This is a genomic window from Bacillus sp. ISL-77 (assembly GCF_018613105.1).
Map to the genome: position 1 here is coordinate 83,930 of NZ_JAGGQY010000043.1, position 23,847 is coordinate 107,776.

The following is a 23,847-nucleotide window of genomic DNA, read 5'->3' on the forward strand; positions in this document are numbered from 1 at the left end:
ATACAAAATTTTACTTCTGTAAGTTACTGAAGTCAACAGGACTCTTATCCAATAAACGATTATTCATTTTATGTCGATAGTAAACTATTTAATTATCGATTTGATAAAATAAATTAAATAACCTACTTCACCCCAAGAAGTGAAATAGGCATTTTGATAATCCTTCGATAAATTGATTTCAACTTTTAGCGGACAATTTTCCCTGGACCATTGTTTGCAAAAGCAGCAACCTCATCTACTGAAAACTCATTACAATCACCATGTATTGTATGTTTTAAGACAGATGCTGCTGTCGCAAATGTGATTAGTTCCTGGGAGGGCTTATTTTCTAAGATTCCATGTAAAATACCTGCCGCAAATGCATCACCGCCGCCTACCCGATCAACGATGTGATCAATCTGGAAAATCTCTGATTGGTATAACTCCCCGCCAGTGAAATAGTTTCCTTGCAGCGTATTGGTTGAAGCAGAAATAATAGTTCGGAACGTTGAACTGATCGACCGAATGTTTGGATACAATTCAATCATTTTTGAATAATAATATTTCAACTTATCCTCTTTGGACAAGGAATGATCAGCTTGATCTAGGCCGAGAATATAAACGGCATCCAATTCACCGAAGGAGCATATATCAACAAATGGAAGTAATGTTTTAAACGTATCTGCTGCTTCTTGCTGGCTCCAAAGTTTTGCCCGGTAATTAAAATCAAAGCTGGTAAGTACCCCTTTTTCCTTCGCTTTTTTAAGCGCAAGCAACGTAAGTTCCTTTAAGCTTGGGGATAGTGCCGGGGTAATTCCGGTAACATGAAAGAGTACAGCCCCTGAAAAAACTTCATCAAAATCGATTTCATCTGGTCTAAGCATCGAAAAACTGGAGTACTTCCTGTCATACGTCACTTGGGAATTTCTTTGTCCTACTCCAGTTTCCAGATAGTAGGAACCTAACCGTTCCCCGCCTTTAATCAGATAGTCAGTATGGACATCGTAAGATTTCAATTGTCTCTCAACAGCTATTCCCAATGGATTTTTCGGTACTTTACTAACAAAATAGACGTCATGTCCAAAGTTTGAAAGTGAAACGGCTACATTTGCTTCTGCACCGCCATAATGCATCCTAAGCTGATCAGCTTGAAAAAGCCGTTCACCGTTATCTACGGAAAGGCGAAGCATAATTTCTCCAAGTGTAACTATTTTTTTCATCAGTAGTTCCCTCTTGCTTCTTGTACCTTTTGGACATATTGCTTTGCATATTCAGTAATTTTGTCATAATTCCCTTGTTTGGCTGGTGCAACTAAATTTCCACCCACACCGACAGCCACACAGCCATTTTTTATCCATCTATCCACATTATCTAGGTTGACTCCGCCAGTCGGCATAATGTTCACTTGTGGAAGAGGAGCTTTTACCGCCGTTACAAACTCAGGACCGAATGCATTACCAGGAAATAGTTTAACAATATCGACCCCGGCTTCTAACGCATGCTTCATTTCAGTGATAGTCATGCATCCCGGCATATATGGAATTTGATAGAGATTACATAGTTTGGCCGTATCTCCATCAAATCCCGGACTAACGACAAATTGTGCACCGGCAAGAATAGCGATCCTTGCTGTCGTTGCATCAAGAACCGTTCCGGCTCCAATGACGACATTTGAATTCTCTCCGTAAATAGAAGCTAATTCCTTGATGACTTCATCTGCACCTTTTACAGTGAAAGTAACCTCAATCCCTTGAATGCCGCCTTCTACACATGCTTCTGATATCTTAATGGCTTCTTCCTTGGAATCTGCTCTTACAACAGCTACTACCCCACATTCGGATATTTTCGTCAATACGTCTAGTTTTTTCATTATTTTCTCCTCCTTTAATTTATTCCTTTTCCAATGGTAATAGGAAATGGGCATGAGAAACTTCTCATAGCCCATCCGCTCCTAACCAACCGTGATTTTTTTCTTATCTGAAAGACAATACTTCTCCAAAGTACGGCGGACGGCACCGGTACCTGCAAGCATGTCATAAAACATGGACTCAATCTTTTCGCCCAACCCTATCTCATACAAATTGACTCCAAAGATAGCTTGATTGGACAGGATTAATTTTATGTTAGATGTTCGGTCACCCAAAGCAACACCCTCAAGAGCCGCTTTCAGAGTCTCAAGCTGTGGATCAGGACTTAGAGTAAAGGGCTTTCCTTCATCATCAATGCCCAGGAGATAGCGGCACCACGTTGCAATGGCAAGCGGGATAGCTTTCAAATCAGCCGGATTCAGGTCCTCTCTTTTTACATAGGACTTCAAAGTTTCACCGAAGCGGATTCCTACTTTTAGGGATGTGTCGCACGCGATGCGCTGCGGCGTATCCGGGATATAAGGGTTGGAAAAGCGTTCGTTCAAAACTTCATCCAGGAAGGCTTTCGGGCTGATAATTTCAGGGTTGACCACTACCTTCAATCCTTCTTGATAACCGATCATTTCTACAAATTTTCTCAGTGTTTCGTCTTTCATTTCATCTGCAATCAAAGTATAGCCAAGCAGGCAGCCGGAAACAGCCAATGCTGTATGAAGCGGATTCAGGCAAGTGGTAACCTTCATCGTTTCAATTTTGTTCACTGTTTCCCTGTCCGTAAAAATAATTCCCGCCTGCTCCAAGGCCGGACGGCCATTCGTGAATTTGTCTTCTATGACAAGATATTCACTTACTTCTGCATTGACGAAAGGCGCCGTATACGTATTTTTGGGTGTGACAATGATGTCCATGCCGATAATCCCTTGGTCAAGAAGCGCTTCTTTCACCTTTTCAGATGGCCTTGGCGTAATTTTATCAATCATGGTGAAAGGGAAGGTGATCTTGCCTTCATCCTCGAGATAAGCAATGAAGCCTTCCTCCACATGTCCCCTCTTGAGCCATTCCTTTGCTATCGTTAAGACGGCAGCTTTGAGCTTGTCGCCATTATGGGAACAGTTATCCATGCTGACGAAAGTCATGGGATATTGTCCTTTCATATATCTGTGGTAGACAAGTGCTGTTACAATGCTCATGGCATGGACCGGGCTATCCAATCCAGTTTCAAATTCTTTCTCAACCATACCTATAAATTGCCCGGATGGATTCGTCAAGGTATAGCCTTTTTCCGTAATCGTAAAGCTGGCCATCTGAAGACTTGGATTTTCGAAAATCCCGACAAGCCGGTTGAATTCATCTTTCCTGTTGTAATCAGCTGCAATAGTGTCGACAATGCTGTTAATGACGGTCTTCTCAAAAGAGCCGTTTGCTTTCATGGTCACAAGCAGGGTCAGGTTATCATACGGCTTATTTAACCGGTCGATCATTTCAAAATCATACGTTTTCGCTGCGATAATTCCGGTCTCCGCTTGTCCTTGGTTTAACAGTTTTTGATGAGCATTGGCAACAAAGCCCCTGAAAATATTTCCGGCACCAAAGTGTACCCACTGCGGCTTTTCGATCGTACTTTTGGCAACCTGGTTAAAATCAAATTGCGGAAGTTCGACTCCGATTCTTTTCCATGCTTCAGCTTCATTTACTATACTGCTTCTCTTTAACTGTAGCACTTAGCTCTCTTCCTTTCTCTTTTTCCAGGCTGTCCCAAACACCTAGCATATACATGATTCCAAGCGCTCTGTCATACAGCCCATAACCAGGTCTGCAATGTTTCTCTTCGCCCCAAAGGTGACGACCGTGATCCGGGCGGACATAACCCGTAAATCCATTTTCATGGTACGCTTTGATGACTTCGGCTACATCGACGCTTCCATCCTGGCCGCGGTGAGAGACTTCAATAAAATCGCCATTTTCAAAAACCTTTACATTACGGATATGTGCAAAATGGATTCGATCATGAAATTCGCGAATCATTGCCGGTAAATCGTTTTCAGGATTGGTTCCTAATGATCCTGTGCAGAAGGTTAAACCGTTGTATGGACTATCTACAAGATTAAGGAATCTTCTGATATAATTCCGATTGCGAATAATACGTGGCAATCCGAAAATCGGCCAAGCGGGATCATCCGGGTGGATCGCCATTTTCACATCATATTCTTCACATACAGGGATCACTCGTTCAAGGAAGTATTTCAAGTTGTCGAAAAGAATGTCTTCGGTCACTCCCTCATACGCTTTAAACAATTCGTCCAACTTAGCCATACGTTCCGGTTCCCAGCCCGGCATGGTAAATTCACCGACGCCGCCCAGGATTTTTTCAACCATATCTTTTGGATCATCGGTAACCGCAGCTTTTTCATAAAACAGGGCATTGGAACCGTCAGGTAACTCCTTATATAGGTCCGTTCTTGTCCAGTCAAAAACCGGCATAAAATTGTAGCAAATCACTTTCACTCCGACTTTAGAAAGCTTCTTAATTGTATCGATATAAATATCGATATACTTATCCCTAGTAGGCAATCCGATTTTGATATCATCATGAATGTTTACGCTTTCTACTACAGCCGGACTGAATCCTTTGCTTCGAATTTGGTCCGCAACCTCCTGGATTCTTTCCATTTCCCATTCTTCCCCTGCAACCTTATCATGCAGAGACCAAACGGCTCCCATTACACCCGGAATTTGCCGAATATGGTCAAGTGTAATCGAGTCGTTCCCTTCACCATACCATCTCCATGTCATTTGCATCGATATCCACTCCTTCTTTTTTTATCGTGAAAAATCTAAATGAACTTTTCTTACTGCATCTGGATTTGTTTCGATTAATTGGATCGCTTCTTTCACTTGCTCGAAAGGAAACGTATGCGTTACAAAGCTATTTATATCTATTTTTCTATGATTAAAAAGATCGATTACTTCTGGAAACTGGTTCGTTTGCAATCTGGATCCACTGACTGTCAGTTCTTTTTTCGTAATCTCCAGCTGCGGAATCCCTGACTTTTCTTCACTAAATCCTAAAACAACAATTCTTCCAGCAACCGATGCTAGTTGGACAGCTTGTTCGAATGTTTTTGTTGTACACACGGCATCGATGACAACATTCGCTCCCATTCCCTCGGTTAATTCATTTATTTTTTTGAAAGTATCTTCTTTCAACGGGTTAATTGTAAAATCGGCACCAAGGCTCTCGGCATAGGACAGCTTTTCTTCACTTAAATCTGAAATAATACATGTTGCCCCTCTATACTTGGCAACCTGCAAGGCACAAATCCCAATCGGGCCGGCGCCCATGATAAACACAACATCTCCCTGCCTGACATCCCCACGCCAATTGGCTTGTGCCCCAATTGTAAAGGGTTCCACTAAAACCGATTCTTTCCAATCTAGTGTTGGGTCAACTTTGTGAGCCATTTTTTCAGGGACAACTACATACTCTTGGTAACCACCATCAATGTGAACCCCAAAAACCTTTAAATTCTGACAGACATTTTGCCGTCCAGATCGGCACGCATAGCATTCTCCACAAGTGAGAATCGGTTCGATGACAACATGATCATCTACCTTAAGGGAGGTAACGTCTGCGCCAGTCTTTACTACTTGGCCAGTGACTTCATGTCCGATTACTCGCGGATAGGTAGCGACTGGTGAGGTTCCATGATAGATATGGACATCTGAACCACAGATACCAGCCATCTTCACTTGAATCAGAACCTCATTTTCATGTTTGATTTGAGGCATTTCTTTCTCAATTATTTCAAGCTGCCCTGGTTTAACCACTTGTATCGCTTTCATTAATTCATACTCCTCAATACCCTTTTTCTTTTAAATACTAGTATACAAGGATAGGGATAAAAAAATACAGGATACTAGTATACAAGATAGGGCGTAAAATTTGATTCATTTGGTATAGCTTGATTATATTATACTTGTATACTAGCATACAAGTTATCTCACACGCTATTACATCGCTTTCTCTGTCAACTCAGCCTTATATTTTTTAGTAATAGGTTTAACAAACTTAATTACTGACAATGAAGCAAAAACCGCTAACCCTCCGGCCAATAAAAATGCGGCGGTGTAGGTGCCGGATTTCTCCACAAGAAAACCAGTTAATGTAGGACCAATGATTCCAGCGGTATTAGCCAAAAAGTGCATGAATCCTCCAACAGATCCTACGTTCTTTTGGTCGACAACGTCTTGGACGATCGCCCAGTAAATCGCACCTGTCAAATATAAGAAGAAAACTGATAATGCTACCAAACTTACAGCAGCCACTGTGGTCGTAACGAGACCGGCAATCCCAATACAAACTGCAGATGTAAACAGACAAGATACCAATACTACTTTACGAGCAAATAATGCTTTTCCTACTTTTTTATACACAAAATCAGAAACCATACCGCCTGAAGCTAAACCAATGAAACCCAACACCCAAGGAATAACGGTTACGACACTCATTTCTTTAATACTTAGGCCGCGTGCATCGGTTAGGTAACTTGGGAACCAAGTTAAGAAGAAAAATAGAATATAGTTATACGCGAAGAACGCAAAAGCAGTAAATAACACCGTTTTTTGTTTTAAATAGTAAGTCAAAGGTATTTTTTCACCTGACTGATTTTGACCTGGCTTTGCAGAGCCATTACTTTGGTTACTTTCCCCAGCAGGTTTATCTTTAATAAAAATCCACCAGCATACTGCCCACACTAATCCAATTAACATAATGAGGACGAAAGAGATTTTCCAGCCATAATTCAAGGCAATTATCCCAACGATAGGACCGGCAATTGCTCCACCCAACGGTGTGCCACTATTGGCTAACCCTATCGCAGTGGCCCGTTTATCTGAAGGGAACCAGTTATTGACCATTTTATTGATTGTTGCCGACAACGGACCTTCGCCCATTCCAAAAAGTACCCGAATAACAATCAAGCTGGCAAGGCTGAATACTAGCGCAATCGCACCGCTGAATAGAGACCAAACAACCATGGCTACGAACAAAGTAAGTTTTGCCCCGTATTTATCAGACGCCATTCCGCCAATAAAGTTGAAAATGGCATACCCAACAGAGAAGCTACTAAAGACGATTCCCAATTGTGTCGGTGATAAATGTAAATCTTCGGTAATAAAAGGTGCCGCTATAGAGAGAGCAGATCTGTCTAGGTAGTTCACCACGCCTGCCAAGAAAAGCATTACTAATACAACAGTTTTTCCCTTTGAAAACATATTTTTACCCCCTTGTTATGTTTTGGATCGAATGCAACCGTTTACTTTTAATGATAAAAAAATATTAATTTCTTATATTTTAGTTTATCACTCCTTTTAGCAATAGAATGTAAGCCCATACAAAAAGTCTACATAGAGATATTAACACATTCATATACTAGTATACTAGTATCTTTTGAATTTTATTTTTGCCTTTTTTTGACATAAGCACTTTAACGGAAAATTAACAGTCAAATGCTAACCAATATAAAATAAAAAAGAGATCCATTCATAAAAAAATATAAAAACTGGTATTAAATATTAATACCAGTCTCTTGGAAAATTACAACAAATATATCAGGTTAGTATTCTAACTTCCACATGTATCTTCTTTTTGTAAGTGGATGATTTCTAACTATAGCTAATTGTTCTGCATACACACGTAATACACCTGAGATTAACATTGGGTTAAAGTAATCAACTACTTCTTTTGCAATGGCAGAACCTAAGCCAAAGTCTTTTGCATCTACGACAGTTGTTTTAGCATCGAATCTATTTAGGAACTCAAGTGCGCGTGAATCCATATCCCTTGTTCTGCCATCATTCATCAATAGTAGGAATGGTACATCTTTGTCTACGATTTCGAATGGACCGTGGAAGAATTCACCACCGTGGAATGTTCCTGAGTTGATCCATTGCATTTCCATTAGTAAGCAGATCGAGAAAGAGTATGCTACTTCATGAGTTGCACCGCTGCTCATTACATAAATGGTTTGATCATCTTTGTAAGCATCTGCAAATGCCTTTGCTTGTGGAAGCACAGAGGATACGGCATTTTCGATTAAGTCATAGATTTTAGAAAATCCATCTTGCATTTTGCTGTAGTGCTCATAGCCTTCAAATTGATTCAGGATTTCAGCTGCTAAACCTAATACCTTGGTCATCTTCTCCATTTTCGCTGCATAATTAGCTGCCCAGCCATGGTAAACAACATAATCCGCATCTTTTGTAATCGCAGAACCTTCTTCATATGTAACAGCAATTACATGTGCGCCTAATTCTTTTGCTTTTGTCGTAGCAGCAACAGTTTCTGGAGTAGATCCACCTAGAGAACAAGTAATAACAATGCTGGTGTCATCCACAGATACTGGAGTAGCATAATTGAATTCATTTGCTGTGAATAAGCTGACACGAAGTTGTTTCGCATTAGCCTCTAGGAAATACTTTGCAGGATATAATTCTGCTTTAGAAGCACCGCAGCCTACAAAATGAACACTCTTTATTTCCGGTTGTTTTTCCTTAATTTCTGAGATGATATAATTTAATTCCATTTTTCTCCTCCATTAAGTTATATTATAGGATATAACGTTATATAACATTATAATAAGACCAAACTGTAGAAATGTCAACTATAATTCTGAAAATTACTAATTTAAAATTCAAAGGGTTATAAAAGTTAATATATTTTAAGAATATTAAATCAATATATACATTAAAATCATTTTTGTTATATAATATTATATAACGACTTATTGTTTGAAAGGAACATATACAATGAAATTAAACAATTCTATTTCAACACCTTTATATGACCAATTAAAACAAATCATTAAGGATTCGATTTTGCAAGGAATTTATAAACAAGGTGAGAGGCTCCCTAACGAAGCAGAATTATGTGAGATCTATGGTGTCAGCCGAATAACAGTTAGAAGAGCCATTCAGGAATTGACCGAGGAAGGTCTTCTAGAGCGCAAACAAGGAAAAGGTACATTTGTCATGCGGACTAAACTCGCAAGGGAATTAGTTTCAGTTGATGGTTTTACTGACTTTAACAAACAATTAAGAAAAAGTCCTTCAAAGCGGATTCTTGTTTGCGAGGAAATTAAAGCTTCTCCTGAAATAGCGGAATCTCTTCGAATTGCCATTAACGCACCTGTATTAAGGCTCGTCCGACTAATGTTTATGGATGACTACCCTTTTACCCTTGATGAAACTCATTACTCCTTAGAGCGCTTCCCAGATTTAGCCGGTCACTTCCTTGAAAATATTTCAACCTATGATGTATTAAAAAATATATATAACGTTAACATGAGTTCCGCTTCTACCCATAAAATCATTACGGTTGTCCCGGCTACAGGTCATGAGGCCGAATATTTAGATTGTGAAATTGGTGATACATTATTTAATAACGATAAAATCGTTTACGATGAAAACAAAGTCCCGATTCATACTTCTAACTTTAAAACACGGACTGAATTAATTGCTTTAACCATCACAACTTAAATGGATCTGTAAACTTCTCTGTCAATGGCGGAGAAGTTTCCTTATTCCCATAGAAAAAATTAGCTTCTGTTCACTTATTCCATTCAACAAAACAGGTATCGTTTATAACGATACCTGTTTTGTTGAAGATTTATAGATTAATATTCCAGTTTCCACATATATCTTCTTTTTGATAGCGGATGGTTACGGGCAATTGCCAATTGTTCTGCGTATACACGGATCACACCAGTGATCAGCATTGGGTTAAAGTAATCGACTACTTCTTTTGCAATCACAGAGCCTAAGCCGAAGTCTTTCGCATCAACAACAGTTGTTTTTGCATCAAAGCGATTTAGGAACTCAAGTGCTCTTGAATCCATTGCTCTTGTACGGCCGTCATTCATCAATAATAGGAATGGTACGCCTTTGTCAACGATTTCGAATGGTCCGTGGAAGAATTCACCGTCATGGAAGCTTCCAGAGTTGATCCATTGCATTTCCATTAGCAAGCAGATAGAGAAGGCGTAAGCTACTTCGTGAGTCGCCCCGCTGCTCATTGCATAAATGACTGGCTCATCTTTGTATGCATCAGCAAAAGCCTTTGCCTGTGGAAGAACAGTCGCTACGGATGATTCAATTAGATCGTAAATATTTGTGAAGCCGTCCTGCATTTTGTTGTAATGCTCATAGCCTTCAAATTGGTTAAGAATTTCAACCGCAAGCCCTAAAACTTTTGTCATTTTTTCCATTTTTGCTGCATAGTTTGCTTCCCAGCCATGGTAAACAACATAGTCAGCATCTTTCGTGAGGGCAGAATCTTCAACATGTGTAACTGAGATCACGTGTGCGCCTAATTCTTTTGCTTTTGAAGTGGCTGTTACGGTTTCTGGAGTTGTTCCTCCTAAAGAACATGTGATAACAATACTAGTTTCATCAACAGAAACTGGAGTTGCATAGTTAAATTCGTTTGCTGTATATAGGCTTGTACGAAGTTGTTTCGCATTTCCTTCTAAGAAATACTTGGCAGGGTATAAATCTGACTTTGATGCACCGCATCCTACAAAAAATACACTCTTGATATCTGGTTGTTTTTCCTTAATTTGTCCCACGATATAATTTAGTTCCACTTGTTTCTCCTCCAATAATCTTTTTTTTTATAAAACCTTTACATTAATGGGTCCTTACTCATACACCTTTCCGTAACCAAAGGAGCCGTCAACCAGGCATTGCTGGGATGAGAAATCAGCTGCTTTCTCCAGGCTCTCTGTAATGATTTGGTCTTGATCTAAAATGCCTTCTTTGATTTTGCCTATGTAGTTCACCATAAAGCAAGTGATGAAAGAATCGCCTGCTCCCATTGTGTCGATTGCTTTAACAAGCTTTGGTTCCTGCACGTAGAATTTAGCGCCATCGAATAATAGAGCTCCTTTTTCCCCCATGGTGCATAGCACCAATTTACAGCCCATTTTTGTCACCTTTAACATCAGATTAAGCATCTCATCTATACTTAAATGACTGCAGGAAAAATAAGCATAATCTACAAATGGAACAATTTCATTCACTTGATTTTCTGTAAAATCGGATGAAAAGTCGAAGCCGATGGGGACACCCAATTGTTTAAGCTTCGGCAATTCCGGTTCTGTAAATCCATAAAGGCCTGTGTGGACTAAATCAAATTCTTTGATATAGTTCAAATCAGCAGCGGTTAAATTTAATCCATGTTCCCGTAATACACCGCAGCGGTTGCTTCCTAAAAACACCCGGTCTCCGTCTTTTAAGGTAACTCTTGCACAGCCATTCTCTCCGTCATAAACCTTACAATGAATGATATCCAATCCAATTTGCTGGATACTTTCCTGTACGTGTACTGCTTCTCGGTCTGTTCCAAATGCACCTAGAAAGGCCGCCTCCACTCCATGCCTTTTGGCATAGACGGCAAAGTTCAGTGCATTTCCTCCTGGATACATGGTACGAATATGTTCATATTTATCTACGACATTGTCACCTAAACCAATTACTTTCATCATTAAAACCTCACTTATAACACCTTAGATAAGAAATCAATAGTCCTAGGGTGCGTTGGATTTTCGAAAAATTCCTTCGGGTTATTTTCTTCCATAATCTTACCTTGATCAATGAACAGAATTCGATCACCCACTTCTTTTGCAAATCCCATTTCATGTGTGACAACGACCATGGTCATTCCTTCTTTGGCAAGGTCTTTCATTACAGCCAAAACCTCTCCAACCATTTCAGGATCCAAAGCAGATGTAGGTTCATCGAATAACATGACCTCAGGCTTCATCGCAAGCGCTCTTGCGATGGCAATTCGCTGCTGCTGGCCGCCGGACAAGGAAGATGGATAAGCGTCTATCTTTTCCAATAAACCTACCTTTTTTAGTAGTTCTACCGCTAATTCCTTTGCTTCGGCTGACTTCATCTTTTTTACTTTAATGGGAGCGTGGCAGATATTTTGACAAACGGTTTTGTGAGGAAATAAATTAAACTGCTGGAATACCATTCCCATTTTTTCCCTCACCTTGTCAATACTGACATTCTTAGTTGTAATATCTTGTCCATTCACCACAATACTTCCGCCTGTTGGAGTCTCCAATAGGTTGAGACATCTTAGGAACGTACTTTTACCTGAGCCTGAAGGACCAATGACAACCACTACTTCACCCTTTTTGATCGTGACATCGATTCCTCTTAAAACTTCATTTTTTCCAAAACTCTTATGTAAATCCTTAACGGTTATCACTAGTCTTCAACCTCCTTTCAACAATCCCCAGTAATCTCGACAAAGTAAATGTCAGTACTAGGTAGCCAAGAGAGGCTACGAGGATTGGTTCCAATCCTAATGCCGTATTTCCTCTAACGATGGTTGTTTTATACATCAGCTCAGCCACACCGATAACAGAGACGATAGAAGAATCCTTGATGCTTCCGATAAACTGATTACCCAGGGCTGGTAAAATGTTTTTAAATGCTTGAGGCATAATAATATCGAACATCGCTTGTCTTTGATTCATCCCCAAACTTCTGGCCGCTTCCATTTGACCCTTGCTAACCGCTTCAATACCGGAGCGAATTGTTTCAGAAATATAGGCAGCAGCATTAAGCGATAAGGCGATTGCACCTACCGCCAAATCCGGAATATCACTTCCATTAAAAAGAGCAGGTACTCCAACATAAATAATATAAATTTGAGCAAGAAGCGGTGTACCTCTTACAAATTCAACATAAATGTCCCCAATTAACTTAACGATTTTATATCTGGAACGTCTTAAAAGGGTTAAGGCAACACCAAGGATACTTCCTAATACCACCGCAATTACAGCTAGGATGATGGTTATATAGATCCCTGTTAAAAAAAATTGATAATAGGTTCCAAGAAATGAAAAATTCAATTGACTCCCCCCTTTTAAAATGGTTTTTACGATCCACCAAACCGATATAATACAAAGGTAAGAAATAAACTTTCTTTTGTATCATATCGTGGCAGCTATTTAGAACACCATTAATTTTGTTTTACTTTTGACATTGCGTCTGTTAACCACTTTTCATATTCAGGTTTTGTTCTTTCAATCGTCTTATTAATCTGATCCATAACCTCTTTATCTGTACCATTAGGCATGGCAATAGCCGCCCCTGCTGTATCGTCATCAAATAGTAGTTCAGTTAACGCTAAGCTAGGGTTGCTTTTAATAAGAAGTTTAGCAGTTGGGCGATCCACCAGGACTGCGTCTACTTTGTTAGCTGCCAAATCCATAGCTAATTCAGTAGATTTTCCTAATAATTTTAACTTCGCATTTGGAAATTCTTTTTCTACTATTTGTTCTTGTACAGAAGATTTAATCGCAGCAATTCTTGCTTTCCTCAAATCATCATTTGATGTAAACTTGTCCAATTCTTTTTTACGGACTACCATTACGTGTCTATCTTTATAGTACACATTCGTGAAGTCTGCATTTTTTTCTCTTTCCTCTGTTGGACTGATAGCCGAAACAATCATGTCAATTTTCCCGGCTTGAAGAGCTACTAATAAACCATCGAAATCCATATCTTTAATTTCATATTTAACACCTAAATCTTTTGTTACTTCATCGATTAACTTAATATCAGAACCAATAATTTTATCTTTTCCACCGTCAACGGCGTGAAACTCATATGGAGGTGTAGCGGCCATCATACCAACAACAATTTTCCCTTTTTCCTTTATTCCTTCCTTTGCTTCAGCCTTTTCAGATGTTCCACAACCTGCTAATGAAATAGTGAGAAGAGCACTTAATGCGATCCCAGTTACTGATTTTAAAATTCCCTTTTTCATTTTTTCCATCCTCCTTAGTATTTCTCTTCAATTTTTTTACTATTATAGAATATTAATATAATTCATAAAAATTAATAACGTTATATAACATTATATTAATAACTTAGTCGAACAATGTCAATAATTATTCTGAAAATTATTAATTAAAAGTCTTGTAAGCGTTTTGTTTTTAGGTATTATCTCCTAAAAAATACCACAATGACCAAAAAAACTTTCAATTTTGTGGGATCATCTTATATTTTTCCGATATATAGAATAAATTAGTAAATATATTAATTCTCACTCAATGATATAATCTCCCGTTATCTATGTTTCTATTTTTGAAAAAACCTCATGTTCTTATGGTTATAATTATTATTAAAATAACAAACGAATTAAAGCAAAATTAAAAGGCATGAGCCTGGTTCAATACCATACTCATGCCTTGACAGCTGCTTAATACATCCTGTCTGACTTTTCGATTCAGATCCACTTGGGGGCGTCTATTTTATAATTACACATCTATCCGGTATAAATCATCAAGGGTTTCCTCTAACTACTTTCAAACATCCTTTTACGACTATCTTTTCTCCACATTTTCCTTCTACTCTTATTTTATGCTCCGCTTGTTTGATAGTCAGTGTTACTAGATCTCCCACATAAACAGGGGAGATAAAGGTAAATTCATACTGACTCAACAACTCTTGAGGAATGAGAGATTCATTCGAAAGTACACTTAACACTTTGGCCGCTGTTAACATTCCATGGGCAATTTTATTAGTGAATCCTTGTTGTTTCGCTGCCTCCATATCTAAATGAATTGGATTGTAATCACCGGAAATGACAGCATATTGTTCAACGTCCTTTTCGGTAATTTGAAAGGTAATCATATTCATGACAAACCACCCAAAATCAAATCAGATATTCCTTCAAAACAAAGTTTTCCATCCCTATTATATAAATATAGAGTTTGTTTAATAAAAGTAAGGTTTTGACGTTGAAATTGATCTGTAACTTCAACTATCGCTCTATAGACCTCATCAATATACATTCTCTGATGCTGGATACATTTCTGTTTTCGATGAATAATAGGATGATGCAGCTCCCAAGGGAGGGCAAGCCATTTATAAGCCATCATTGGCATTGTTGGAGGAAGAGGAATCGTTTCGAAACCATAGTCTTTTGCCCTCTCCGAACTCTGATAGATAGGATTTCGATTTCCAATCAATTGGACAAGTTGTTGCACATCTTCTTTATTAAAAATAATCTCATGTTCCTTAGTTTTCATGTTACCACCTCGAATAGGACTGCTACTCCAACTCCTCCACCACTCCCAATCGCGGCCAGTACATATTTGATATCCTTTCGTCTTTGTACTTCGTAGAAAAGCCTCGTGATCATGATACTTCCCGAAGCTCCATAAGGATGTCCTAGCGTTAAAGCTCCTCCGCCAACATTTAACTTGTCATAAGAAATGGAAAGTTCTTTTGTACAGGCAACAATCTTAGAGGCGAAAGCTTCGTTTATTTCAATTAGGTCAATGTCCTCAATGGTTAACTGGTTTCTTTTTATTAAGGCTTGAATAGCCGGAATAGGGGCTTCTCCTGGATAATTCGGAAGTACACCTGAGACTTCACTATCCAAAAATCGTAAAATAGGCTGGAATCCATTATTTAATGCCATGCTTTCTTCCATGACAAGTACAGCTGAAGCCCCGTCATGTATCCCACAACTGTTCGCTGCAGTAACCGTACCGTTCTTTTTAAATATAGGCTTCATCCTATTTAAAAGTACTTCCATCTTTCTTTTCTTAAAAAATTCTTCATCTTGGTGGAGATCCCCAATTTGAATGATCTCTTGATTAAAATATCCTTTATCGTAAGCTTCCCAGCTACGTTTATAACTTAATAGCGCATATTCATCCTGCATTTCCTTTGAAATAGCATATTTTTCAGCCACATATTCTGCTGCAACGCCCATATCTGGATCGCCAATTTTTTCAGGAGAAAATCTTGCTCTAGATGGAAACGGAGAGGTACTCGTACTTTCTACACCACCAGCAATATAACAACGGCCAGCTCCGCCTTGGACAAAGTAACATGCCATTCGAATCGCTTCTAACCCTGCACTACATTGACGGTCGATTGTGATTCCCGTTACAGAAAGAGGAAGTCCTGCTTCTAATGCAGCAACTCGAGCTACGTTTCCACCTGGTCCAACTACATTTCCCAAAATAATGTCTTCTATTTTTTCTTCCAATCCATTCGCTAAATGTTGGAGGAGAGGAGCTGCAAGCTCATGTGGCTGAATATTTCGTAAGATTCCACCCATTTTTCCAATTGGTGTTCGTTTCGCTTGGGCAATTACCGCTCTTTTAATCACTGACCACCTTGCTTTCCATTCGTTTTATTAGCTCAGCACGAGCTATCTTGCCACTCGTTGTATACGGCATTTCAGATAGAAAAAACCACTTACGTGGAATTTTATAAGAAGATAAATGCGTCTTACAAAATCTTTTTAACTCTAATTGGCTACCCTTTCCTTTCACTACCGCAGCAACAACCTGACCCCAATACGAATCTGATAGGCCTATTACAGCAACTTCTTCGACATCTGGATGTAAGGAAATCACTTTTTCTATTTCTTCAGGAAAAATATTTATTCCTCCATATAAAATCATACTTTGTTCACGACCTACAATATATAAAAAGCCATCTTCGTCAACATAGCCCATATCATGGACCGTGGTCCACCCCTCTTCATCATGAATAGTATGAATGGTACTTCCCTCATAATCAAAGTACCCATTTATCACAAATTTGCTTCTTACATATATTTTTCCGGTCTCATTTAGCTTTGCTAATTTCTGATCTGGACGCCGTATTTGTACCTCAACTCCATAGCAAGGCTTTCCGACAGATGTTGCTTTCTGAATACCTTCTCTATCAGAAAGTACAGTAATAAAGCTCAATTCACTAGCTCCATAAAACTCGTACATGGTCATATTAGGAAACATATGACGGATTTCTAGTTTTGATCTTTCAGACCATTTTGCACCAGATGAAAGAATTTTTATAGTCTTATCGATTTGGATTCCTACTTTCAGGAATGCTTCTACCATAGTCGGAACTACATATATGGTTGTAATAGGTAAGGACTGTATCCATGTAAGTGCTTCAATAGGAGAAAACTTTTCTAAAAGAAAAACAGTTCCACCTAAATACAAGGTGCTAATAGCTCCATACAGAAAATGAGAATGAATTAAGGCACCTGGAATAAGAACGTGATCGGATTCATCTAATCCGAAATCAAAACGATTGCAATCAAAGCTAGCCACCCATGAATCTTGAGAGCGAACAAAAGCTTTTGGGATACCTGTCGTACCAGAAGTAAATCCAATGTAAAAAGGCATATTTTCTTCCGTTTTTCTTACAGTTGAAGAATCAAATTGAGAGATTTCCTGTAAACAATCATCCAAGATCGTTACATTAGGAATGATTTGTTTGATTTGAGAGTAAATTTCTCTAGTTGTGATAATGATAGAAGGGTGGGAAAGGATGACCCTTTTTTTCAATTCGGATATATTCCATTTCAAATCATATGGAACAGCAATCCAACCAGCCTTAGATGCTCCTGCAAAGAATTGTAGGAAAGGGATACCGTTTGGCAAAAGGATTCCTATTGTTTTATTTTCTGAATAAAGAGAGTGAAGCCAGTGCGCTGTTTGATTAATTAATTTATACCAATATTGATAACTAATTTGCTGATGATTTGTATGGATCGCTATTTGGTTGGGGGATAATTTTGCGAAAGTCTTATATGAATCTGTAATATTTCCCATGATATATCACCTTTTAAAAAAAGACACATCAAGGTGTCTCTTAAGATTTAGATATTTTTAGTTAAGTTATTGGAATAACTTGTTGCTAATGAGCGTGAAAAAAACGGGTGCTTTCTTAGTCTGTAAACTAAAATAGAGGCTAAAATAGCTTTTAACATATCCCCTGGTATATAAACTAAACTTAATTTTGCAGCTTCTAAAACAGGAATGTCCATCATAAATGCTTGAGCAGGAATTCCAATTAAATAGATTAATAGAATTCCAACTGTCAAATTAATCATTAATACATGTTGTAATTTTAAATTTTGAAAACGTGATAGTAAATACCCAATACAAAAAGCCGTAATAGGCCATGAAATTAAATAACCAACACTTGGTCCGACAAATACACTTAGTCCACCTCGTCCTCCAGATAGAAGAGGCATTCCAGCAGCGACAAGTAATAAAAAGATGGTTTGGCTCATCGCCCCTAATCTTGCTCCTAATACTCCTCCCGCAAGAAGGACACCCAGAGTTTGTAATGTAATGGGAACTGGTGTAAAAGACAGCATAATAGGCGGAACTACTCCTAGAGCACCCATGACAGAGGCAAACACTGCCACAAAGGTAATTTCTTTAATTTTCATTCTTATCTCTCCTAATAATCAATATGTACTATTTACAACTATGATAATAATGAATCTCAAATTAATTGTCAACCTGGTTTTAAATATGGTTTACATTTAAAACGTTATTATTCAAAATAATATGGATTTTTTATTGATAGTAAATTTACAAGGAAGGTAATTCAGTATTCATGTAAAAAATCATACAAGATAACATACAAACTTATAGTGATTCACTAATTAGTTTTCTTCTATTTCTCTAATTTTTTTCTTGAAATTACAGTATAGCGAGACTTTTGAATGTGCTGCTTACGTTGAATAAAGCATAAAAAAATGGCTTGGAAAGCTTACCAAGCCATGAGTTCATCCTATTGGTAAACCTCACCTACTTATCACACGGTTCAATAATGTTAAAATAATAAACCGCCTCTATTTATGTACGGTTCACCTTAAACACCTCCATAGGCTCATATAATGTAATATGAAGAGAATTCTAAAAAATGGAAACTAACGCAAAAAAAGCCACTTGCAAAAAATAAAGCAAGTGGCATTATTATTATCCAAGCTGATTATAAGAAATTAACCTGTGTATATGCACGGCAAGATAGGCCAGTTCATCATTCGGAATGGTTTTTCCATGAACTTGTTTAATATATTCCTTAACTTTAAAAGCACCATCCATCGCCTGTGGATACAAGCTGGCGATTTGCTCAAACAGTACATTGTCTTTTTCCTCAATCATCTTATCGGTATAGAAACGTTCTACAAAAAATTTAACATGGGTGATAAACCGAGTATAATGAATGTTTTCCGTATCCATGTTGATATTCAACGTATACCGGACCAAGTTGACAATGCTTCCAATCATTTTGGCAAACTTCATGCCATTTTTTGATTCTTTCTTTTCCCCTTGAGCGTTTATTAAATGGAAAGCGATATTGGCCGCTTCCTCAATGGGTAATTCTATATTGAGCTTTTCATTCATTCGCTTTAGGGCATATATTCCAATATCAAATTCCTCTGAATAATAATTTTTAATCTCCCAATATACGCGGTTAGTGATGTTGATATTTTTTTTATATCTTTCTACGGCGAAATTTAAATGATCCATTAACGTAAAATAGATACCCGTATTGAGCTTCGTGTTCAGCTTTTCTTCCGCAAAATTGACAATTTGCTGAGTCAGCTCAATAAATACAGGTGGAATGGTATCCAATAAACCAAGAAACTCTTTCACTTTGATATTTTCAACTGGTAGGAACATTTGATCAGCTTTGTGTTCCTCAATAATATTACCAGCTGTCTGTCCATAACCAATTCCTTTACCAAAAAGAATGTATTCTTTCTTTTGTTCATTTTCTACCAATACTACGCTAGAATTTAGGACTTTTTTAATTTTAATCACCGTCATCACCTTCCCATGCGAAAAGTTGGAGTACTATTCCAAATCTTCTCCATTGCTTTCAATTACTTTTTTATACCAGTAAAAGGAATCTTTGCGGCTGCGATTTAACGTGCCATTTCCTTCATCATCCTGGTCTACATAAATAAAACCGTATCGTTTGGACATCTGGGATGTTCCTGCGCTGATCAGGTCGATTGGTCCCCAGCTTGTATAACCAAAGAGGTCGACGCCTTCTTCAATTGCTGCTTTCATTTGTTTAAAGTGTTCTCTAAAGTAATTCATTCGATAGTCATCATGGATGGATCCATCACTTTCAACCTTATCAAATGCACCCATACCATTTTCTACAATGATAAGTGGCTTTTTATAACGATCATACAATTCAATTAAGGATATCTTTAAGCCGACAGGATCAATTTGCCATCCCCAGTCCGTTGAAGGCAAATATGGATTCTTAACGCCCATTATAGTATTTCCAGCTGTCTTTTCCAATCCATCTTTAGCAGACTCTGTTAGTGACATATAATAACTAAACGAGATAAAGTCAACCGTATGTTTGCGGAGAATTTCTCGATCATTAGGTTCCATTTTAATCTGGATATTTTTCCGTTCAAACATTTTCTCAATCATGACTGGATATTCCCCGAAAACCTGAACATCCGAGTAAAAATAGTTATGAAGATTTCTTTTAAGGGTAACTTCTACGTCTTCTGGGCTGCACGTATTAGGGTAAGTCGTAAGCTTTGTCAGCATACAGCCTACCTGGCTGCCCGGAATGATGCGATGGCAATCTGCCGTAACTAGAGCAGATGCCACGAATTGGTGGTGCAATGCCTGGTAAACGAGTTCTTCTTCCTTGCCTTCCGGACAGCGGTCCGGAATGATTCCGGCTGTTGTGAACGGATGGCGGTTGATACTGTCAATTTCATTAAATGTCAGCCAGTATTTTACTAGGTCCTTATAACGGTTAAAACAAACATTCGAGAACCTTACGAAATGGTCGATTACTTTTCTTTCCACCCAGCCATTATATTTCACACTTAAAGCGAGAGGCATTTCATAATGGGAGAGGGTAACAATCGGTTCAATTCCCAGTCTTCTCATTTCAGTAAATAAGCGATCATAGAATTGTAATCCCAACTCATTTGGCTCTTCCTCTTCTCCAGTAGGGAAAATTCGGCTCCACGCAATCGAGACACGCAAGGTTTTGAACCCCATTTCCGCAAATAGCGCCAAATCCTCTTCATAACGATGATAAAAATCAATCCCTCTCCGTTTTGGATACAGTTTATCATCTTGATCAGCCATTGCTTTTTCAATCACTTCAGATGAAATGGAAACATGGCCCTCATAATCATCTAATTTTAAGTTAGACTTATAGGTAGCCACATCGGCTACCGACAGTCCTTTTCCATCTACATTCCATGCGCCTTCTACCTGATTGGCGGCTAAAGCGCCGCCCCATAAAAAATTCTCTGGAAATCCTTTAGTCATATCAATTCTCTCCTCTATTCTAGTTTCCTAATGCCGTTACAAACATCAATGTATCTTTATGATCAACATTCTTTAAATCAGCCACTTTTACCGAGTACTTGTCTTTATTCGTCACGACAGCCATTGTGACTGGATCATATCCTTCTGCCACAATCTTATCAATATTAAACTTTAACAATAAATCTCCAGCTTTTACTTCATCACCAACCTTCACTTGCGGTTCAAAGTGTTTTCCACCTAGTCGGACAGTATCAATCCCTACATGGAATAAAAGCTGCGCTCCATTTGCCGTTGTCATTCCCAATGCGTGGTTTGTATCAAAAATCATTTCTATTTTGCCGTCAACAGGTGCGTATAGTTCTCCTTTTGATGGAATAACAGCGATTCCTTCACCCATGATCTTTGATGAGAAGACTTCATCCTTTACTTCTGATAGTGGAATCATTTGCCCAATAACAGGACTTTTGAACTCTTTTTCAGCCGTTAAATTCGAAATTAAATCTTGCTGTTCTTCTTTTACCTTTTGGTCTTTTCCTAAGATAAATGCTGCTAGAAATGAAATTGCAAATGAGATAACCAGCCCGATGACGGCATTGATGATATTTTTTGGCAAATCTTCAGAAATAAACATCGATAAGCTCGCTAACCCCGGTCCAACAAGTACGAACGCCTGCAAGCCAACGATTCCGATAAATGTACCGCCAACAAAAGAACCGATCATAACGCTGCCTAACACCTTTTTATTTTGGAGAGTGACCCCGTATAATGCTGGCTCGGTAATACCAAATAGGGCGGAAATACCTGCAGAAATGGCTGTGGATCTTAATCTTTTATCCTTTGTTCTTAAAGCAATGGCAAAACAAGCACCACTTTCCGCAATATTATGTGCGAGTGAAGCAGGTAAGTAAAGGACTTCTTTACCGGCACCCATTGCGGTCACTGCATAAGGGACCATCGCTTTATGCATTCCTGTAGCTACCATAAACGGTAATACGGTTGCTAAAATAGCTACGGCAATCCAACCAACTTTTGCGAATACTGCTAAAATGACTGCTGCGAAGCCTTGGCCAAGTGTAAATCCAAGTGGTCCTAAAATCAGTAAAGAAATCGGAACGGTAATTAAAAGTGACATCATTGGCACAAAGAAGATCCGAATCGCTTTTGGTGAGATTCGAGTAAACAATTTTTCTACCTGTGCAAATAGAAGAACTGTTAAGATAGCCGGGAATACCTGATAGGCGTAAGGAATATTCTTCACTGTGAAGCCAAACAAATGAGCGCCTTCTCCCAACATGGCTGTCATATTTGGTAATATTAAAGCACCAACAGAAGCAAGAGCGACCAGTGTATTTACCTTCAGTTTATTTGCTGTCGTTACTGCTACCAAGATTGGAAGAAAATATAAAGGAGCATCTCCAATTTGGTTTAAAATCTTATACGTTTGACCATTTGTATCAAGTAAACCTATTAATGAAAAGAGCAATAAAATCGATTTTAAAACTCCTCCACCGGCAATGGCAGGTACTAGCGGCTGGAATACACCCACGATGAAGTCCAATATAACGCTTCCAATTTTTTGCTTCTCTTTTGGTTTATTTGCGGATCCAGTGTTTGCTGCAGGGGATCCAATCATATCAATGACTTCATCATAGACTTCGACTACTTCATTTCCGATGACGACTTGGCATTGGCCAGTCATTTTTACTGCTATAACACCGGGAACGCTTGTTAACTTTTCAACATTGGCTTTGCTGGTATCAATTAAGGAAAATCTTAATCTTGTCGAACAATGTTCAAAATGGGAAATATTTTCTTTGCCGCCTACATACTTCAAGACTTCAGCTGCAGTGTGTTTGTAGTTCATCTTGATTCTCTCCTTTTTTAGATTGGTGAAAGGGCAGCAGATTTTGGGCGAAAAAAAAACAGGACCTAAAACGACAAATAATATTATTTGCCAATTTTAGATCCTGCCTGCATTACCAGTCACATGTCTATGTTTGTGTATTTGATTTGTTTTGATTATATAACCTGTTTATGAAAGCGTCAACAACTTTTTGATATTTTTCAACTTCCCAATTTTATACAAGAAAGAGGGAGGACCTTGTTCTCGCGTGACATAAATATTCTACTATGGGTAAAGTAATACTTTCATTGCTTCACCGGTTGAGGCAACACGGAATCCTTCTGAAAAGTCTTCAAATTGAAAGCGATGAGTGACAGCGGGTGCATCGTTTAGTTTGGTTTGAAGGATTAAGGTCTCCATCAAATTCCACGTATCCCACATCTTTCGCCCATGTATACCTTTGAAAGTGGCTTCTTTAAATACCAGGTCGCGTGAGAGATTAACAGAAACTTCTTCACGGAAAAGACCAGCCATCGTCACATTTCCACCCTTACGCAAATAGGGAAGAGCATCTATAAGTGAACGCTCACTTCCAGTCGTTTCAATAATCACATCCGGCGCATTGGATCCTAATACAGTTGATGCCGGTGTTTCCAAAGGATTCCAAGTAGTCATATCTCCACATGAGTAAGCAAGTTCTACCCTAGATTGTTTTAAGTCGCTAATACTAACAGTACGGGCTCCTAATGCTAAACTGGCACAGGCTGAGAATAAGACAATAGGACCTGCGCCAAGAACGGCTACATGTTTCCCATGGACATCTGATACTTGAGCAGCGTGTACGCAAACTTCAATCGGTTCCAACATCGTAGCGATTTCGTCGGGAATTGCGTCCGGATCTTCACTCGAACTAGTACTTCCCCTTTTCCCGGTACAGGAATATCCCAGGTGTTTTTTAAAGTTAAACCTGGGGCGGCGGTCTCTTTTA

22 protein-coding genes are annotated in these 23,847 nt (G+C 38.6%); 1 reads left to right on the forward strand and 21 read right to left on the reverse strand.

Translation table 11 applies throughout. The features are described from left to right. Positions 1 to 185: 185 nt before the first annotated feature. The 7 genes from J7E77_RS18030 to J7E77_RS18060 all read right to left on the reverse strand — a co-directional run bounded on the left by J7E77_RS18030 (position 186) and on the right by J7E77_RS18060 (position 8,431). Positions 186 to 1,199, reverse strand: a complete 1,014-nt coding sequence (locus J7E77_RS18030; RefSeq protein ID WP_214716186.1) for a sugar kinase — start codon at positions 1,197 to 1,199, stop codon at positions 186 to 188. Beyond that, positions 1,199 to 1,849: a bifunctional 4-hydroxy-2-oxoglutarate aldolase/2-dehydro-3-deoxy-phosphogluconate aldolase gene (locus J7E77_RS18035; RefSeq protein ID WP_214716187.1), complete on the reverse strand. Its 651-nt coding sequence runs from the start codon at positions 1,847 to 1,849 to the stop codon at positions 1,199 to 1,201. The genes J7E77_RS18030 and J7E77_RS18035 overlap by 1 nt, the downstream gene beginning before the upstream one ends. A gap of 81 nt (positions 1,850 to 1,930) precedes the next feature. Next, the gene (locus J7E77_RS18040; RefSeq protein ID WP_214716188.1) at positions 1,931 to 3,568 is read right to left on the reverse strand and encodes a mannitol dehydrogenase family protein; all 1,638 of its coding nucleotides are present in this window, start codon (positions 3,566 to 3,568) and stop codon (positions 1,931 to 1,933) included. Beyond that, positions 3,534 to 4,646, reverse strand: coding sequence for a mannonate dehydratase (uxuA, locus tag J7E77_RS18045; protein ID WP_214716190.1), 1,113 nt, complete (start codon positions 4,644 to 4,646; stop codon positions 3,534 to 3,536). The genes J7E77_RS18040 and uxuA overlap by 35 nt, the downstream gene beginning before the upstream one ends. Before the next feature lie 21 nt (positions 4,647 to 4,667). Continuing rightward, positions 4,668 to 5,690: a zinc-binding alcohol dehydrogenase family protein gene (locus J7E77_RS18050; protein WP_214716192.1), complete on the reverse strand. Its 1,023-nt coding sequence runs from the start codon at positions 5,688 to 5,690 to the stop codon at positions 4,668 to 4,670. Positions 5,691 to 5,858: 168 nt separating this feature from the next. Beyond that, positions 5,859 to 7,121: an MFS transporter gene (locus J7E77_RS18055; protein WP_214716193.1), complete on the reverse strand. Its 1,263-nt coding sequence runs from the start codon at positions 7,119 to 7,121 to the stop codon at positions 5,859 to 5,861. A 341-nt stretch (positions 7,122 to 7,462) separates the two neighbouring features. Continuing rightward, the gene (locus tag J7E77_RS18060; protein WP_214716195.1) at positions 7,463 to 8,431 is read right to left on the reverse strand and encodes an SIS domain-containing protein; all 969 of its coding nucleotides are present in this window, start codon (positions 8,429 to 8,431) and stop codon (positions 7,463 to 7,465) included. Between the two features lie 223 nt (positions 8,432 to 8,654). Here J7E77_RS18060 and J7E77_RS18065 point away from each other — a divergent pair, with 223 nt between their 5' ends. Continuing rightward, positions 8,655 to 9,383, forward strand: a complete 729-nt coding sequence (locus J7E77_RS18065; RefSeq protein ID WP_214716196.1) for a UTRA domain-containing protein — start codon at positions 8,655 to 8,657, stop codon at positions 9,381 to 9,383. Between the two features lie 137 nt (positions 9,384 to 9,520). Here the strand turns inward: J7E77_RS18065 and J7E77_RS18070 are convergent, their stop codons facing one another. From J7E77_RS18070 to J7E77_RS18135, 14 genes are all read right to left on the reverse strand, one after another. Next, a complete protein-coding gene (locus J7E77_RS18070; protein WP_214716197.1) occupies positions 9,521 to 10,489 on the reverse strand; it encodes an SIS domain-containing protein in 969 nt (322 codons plus the stop codon). A gap of 54 nt (positions 10,490 to 10,543) precedes the next feature. Then, on the reverse strand, positions 10,544 to 11,389 hold the full coding sequence (locus J7E77_RS18075) for a fructoselysine 6-kinase (protein WP_251026508.1): 846 nt from the start codon (positions 11,387 to 11,389) through the stop codon (positions 10,544 to 10,546). A gap of 11 nt (positions 11,390 to 11,400) precedes the next feature. Next, complete coding sequence (locus J7E77_RS18080) at positions 11,401 to 12,123, reverse strand: amino acid ABC transporter ATP-binding protein (RefSeq protein WP_214716198.1); 723 nt, start codon at positions 12,121 to 12,123, stop codon at positions 11,401 to 11,403. Continuing rightward, positions 12,110 to 12,772, reverse strand: coding sequence for an amino acid ABC transporter permease (locus J7E77_RS18085; protein ID WP_168241379.1), 663 nt, complete (start codon positions 12,770 to 12,772; stop codon positions 12,110 to 12,112). Before J7E77_RS18085 ends, J7E77_RS18080 begins: the two co-directional genes overlap by 14 nt. A gap of 110 nt (positions 12,773 to 12,882) precedes the next feature. Next, on the reverse strand, positions 12,883 to 13,692 hold the full coding sequence (locus tag J7E77_RS18090; RefSeq protein ID WP_214716199.1) for a transporter substrate-binding domain-containing protein: 810 nt from the start codon (positions 13,690 to 13,692) through the stop codon (positions 12,883 to 12,885). A 518-nt stretch (positions 13,693 to 14,210) separates the two neighbouring features. Continuing rightward, positions 14,211 to 14,567: a MaoC/PaaZ C-terminal domain-containing protein gene (locus J7E77_RS18095; protein ID WP_214716200.1), complete on the reverse strand. Its 357-nt coding sequence runs from the start codon at positions 14,565 to 14,567 to the stop codon at positions 14,211 to 14,213. Next, complete coding sequence (locus J7E77_RS18100; RefSeq protein ID WP_214716201.1) at positions 14,564 to 14,959, reverse strand: FAS1-like dehydratase domain-containing protein; 396 nt, start codon at positions 14,957 to 14,959, stop codon at positions 14,564 to 14,566. The genes J7E77_RS18095 and J7E77_RS18100 overlap by 4 nt, the downstream gene beginning before the upstream one ends. Then, positions 14,956 to 16,050, reverse strand: coding sequence for an acetyl-CoA C-acyltransferase (locus tag J7E77_RS18105; protein WP_214716284.1), 1,095 nt, complete (start codon positions 16,048 to 16,050; stop codon positions 14,956 to 14,958). The genes J7E77_RS18100 and J7E77_RS18105 overlap by 4 nt, the downstream gene beginning before the upstream one ends. Next, entirely contained in the window at positions 16,046 to 17,512 is a 1,467-nt protein-coding gene (locus J7E77_RS18110) for an AMP-binding protein (RefSeq protein ID WP_214716203.1), read from the reverse strand. Before J7E77_RS18110 ends, J7E77_RS18105 begins: the two co-directional genes overlap by 5 nt. Positions 17,513 to 17,559: 47 nt before the next feature. Continuing rightward, positions 17,560 to 18,138, reverse strand: coding sequence for a biotin transporter BioY (locus J7E77_RS18115; protein ID WP_214716205.1), 579 nt, complete (start codon positions 18,136 to 18,138; stop codon positions 17,560 to 17,562). Between the two features lie 535 nt (positions 18,139 to 18,673). Then, the gene (locus J7E77_RS18120; RefSeq protein ID WP_214716208.1) at positions 18,674 to 19,522 is read right to left on the reverse strand and encodes a BglG family transcription antiterminator; all 849 of its coding nucleotides are present in this window, start codon (positions 19,520 to 19,522) and stop codon (positions 18,674 to 18,676) included. 33 nt (positions 19,523 to 19,555) lie between these two features. Continuing rightward, positions 19,556 to 21,016, reverse strand: coding sequence for a glycoside hydrolase family 1 protein (locus tag J7E77_RS18125; RefSeq protein WP_214716210.1), 1,461 nt, complete (start codon positions 21,014 to 21,016; stop codon positions 19,556 to 19,558). Between the two features lie 19 nt (positions 21,017 to 21,035). Then, positions 21,036 to 22,880, reverse strand: a complete 1,845-nt coding sequence (locus J7E77_RS18130; RefSeq protein ID WP_214716212.1) for a beta-glucoside-specific PTS transporter subunit IIABC — start codon at positions 22,878 to 22,880, stop codon at positions 21,036 to 21,038. A 264-nt stretch (positions 22,881 to 23,144) separates the two neighbouring features. After that, positions 23,145 to 23,726: a zinc-binding dehydrogenase gene (locus J7E77_RS18135; RefSeq protein ID WP_214716213.1), complete on the reverse strand. Its 582-nt coding sequence runs from the start codon at positions 23,724 to 23,726 to the stop codon at positions 23,145 to 23,147. Between the last annotated feature and the right edge of the window lie 121 nt (positions 23,727 to 23,847).

Bases quoted from the DNA above. Each gene is read 5' to 3' on its own strand.
- J7E77_RS18065 (WP_214716196.1), top strand. From the start codon at position 8,655: ATGAAATTAAACAATTCTATTTCAACACCTTTATATGACCAATTAAAA.
- J7E77_RS18050 (WP_214716192.1), bottom strand. From the start codon at position 5,690: ATGAAAGCGATACAAGTGGTTAAACCAGGGCAGCTTGAAATAATTGAG.
- J7E77_RS18100 (WP_214716201.1), bottom strand. From the start codon at position 14,959: ATGAAAACTAAGGAACATGAGATTATTTTTAATAAAGAAGATGTGCAA.
- J7E77_RS18135 (WP_214716213.1), bottom strand. From the start codon at position 23,726: ATGTTGGAACCGATTGAAGTTTGCGTACACGCTGCTCAAGTATCAGAT.
- J7E77_RS18055 (WP_214716193.1), bottom strand. From the start codon at position 7,121: ATGTTTTCAAAGGGAAAAACTGTTGTATTAGTAATGCTTTTCTTGGCA.
- J7E77_RS18115 (WP_214716205.1), bottom strand. From the start codon at position 18,138: ATGAAAATTAAAGAAATTACCTTTGTGGCAGTGTTTGCCTCTGTCATG.
- J7E77_RS18125 (WP_214716210.1), bottom strand. From the start codon at position 21,016: ATGACTAAAGGATTTCCAGAGAATTTTTTATGGGGCGGCGCTTTAGCC.
- J7E77_RS18075 (WP_251026508.1), bottom strand. From the start codon at position 11,389: ATGATGAAAGTAATTGGTTTAGGTGACAATGTCGTAGATAAATATGAA.
- J7E77_RS18110 (WP_214716203.1), bottom strand. From the start codon at position 17,512: ATGGGAAATATTACAGATTCATATAAGACTTTCGCAAAATTATCCCCC.
- J7E77_RS18130 (WP_214716212.1), bottom strand. From the start codon at position 22,880: ATGAACTACAAACACACTGCAGCTGAAGTCTTGAAGTATGTAGGCGGC.
- J7E77_RS18095 (WP_214716200.1), bottom strand. From the start codon at position 14,567: ATGAATATGATTACCTTTCAAATTACCGAAAAGGACGTTGAACAATAT.
- J7E77_RS18090 (WP_214716199.1), bottom strand. From the start codon at position 13,692: ATGAAAAAGGGAATTTTAAAATCAGTAACTGGGATCGCATTAAGTGCT.
- J7E77_RS18030 (WP_214716186.1), bottom strand. From the start codon at position 1,199: ATGAAAAAAATAGTTACACTTGGAGAAATTATGCTTCGCCTTTCCGTA.
- J7E77_RS18060 (WP_214716195.1), bottom strand. From the start codon at position 8,431: ATGGAATTAAATTATATCATCTCAGAAATTAAGGAAAAACAACCGGAA.
- J7E77_RS18035 (WP_214716187.1), bottom strand. From the start codon at position 1,849: ATGAAAAAACTAGACGTATTGACGAAAATATCCGAATGTGGGGTAGTA.
- uxuA (WP_214716190.1), bottom strand. From the start codon at position 4,646: ATGCAAATGACATGGAGATGGTATGGTGAAGGGAACGACTCGATTACA.